Source organism: Streptomyces botrytidirepellens, assembly GCF_003721215.1.
GTDB lineage: Bacteria > Actinomycetota > Actinomycetes > Streptomycetales > Streptomycetaceae > Streptomyces > Streptomyces himastatinicus.
In genome coordinates this window covers 1-713 of sequence record NZ_RIBZ01000386.1, presented here as the reverse complement: position 1 = coordinate 713, position 713 = coordinate 1, and the positions used below count along the sequence as shown (strand labels likewise).

At 76.3% G+C, this 713-nt stretch carries 1 pseudogene; it reads left to right on the top strand.

What is annotated here, in order from left to right:
- A pseudogene (locus EEJ42_RS31100) lies at window positions 1-449 on the top strand (TIGR04222 domain-containing membrane protein); the annotation flags it as partial.
- Between the last annotated feature and the right edge of the window lie 264 nt (window positions 450-713).

Below are 713 nucleotides of genomic sequence, written 5' to 3'. Positions count from 1 at the left end.
TGCGGGCGCTGGCCGACCGGCTGGTGGCGGCGGGGCTCGCGGTGCCCGCGGGGGCCCGCGCGAACGTGGCGGCCGCGGTGCGTCAGGTGCGGCTGGCGTGCGGCGTGGTCCTGCTGACGGGCGTGGTCGCGCTGCTGATGGTGCCGCCCGCGTCGGGCCCGGGACCGGCGCTGGCGTGGTTCGCGCTGCCGCTGCTCCTCACCGCGAGCTGCCTGGTGATCGCGCGGGTCGAGGTGCATCCGTACTCGCGCTGGGCCTCCCCCGCCGGGCAGCAGCTGCTGGGTCGGATCGATGTGCCGCCCCGGCGGCCCGTCGCCCAGCGCACCGGGCGCGGGGCCGATGAGGAGCCCGACGACGGCGAGCTGCTCACCGCCCTCGCCGGCCACGGCACGGCCGCCCTGCCCGATCCGGCGCTGCGCGCGGCGCTGAGGGCGCATTGGGGTCATTGACCCGACACCTTGGGGTCCAATGGCCCCGACACCGCGGCCCGGTGCTTTACATGGCCAATCCCCGCATCAAGTATCCCTTTTGTTGCGTGTTGGGCGGAGAGGGATGGCTTGTGAGAGCAGCAGCGCTGTACGGCATCCTCGGACCGCTGTCCCTGTCCCTGGCCATGACGGCGCTGCTCGCCACCCCCGCCACCGGCAGACCGCTCGCCGCGCCGCCGCCCGCGTACCCCACCGCCGTGGCCGCCGCCGGGCCCCCGGCGCCGA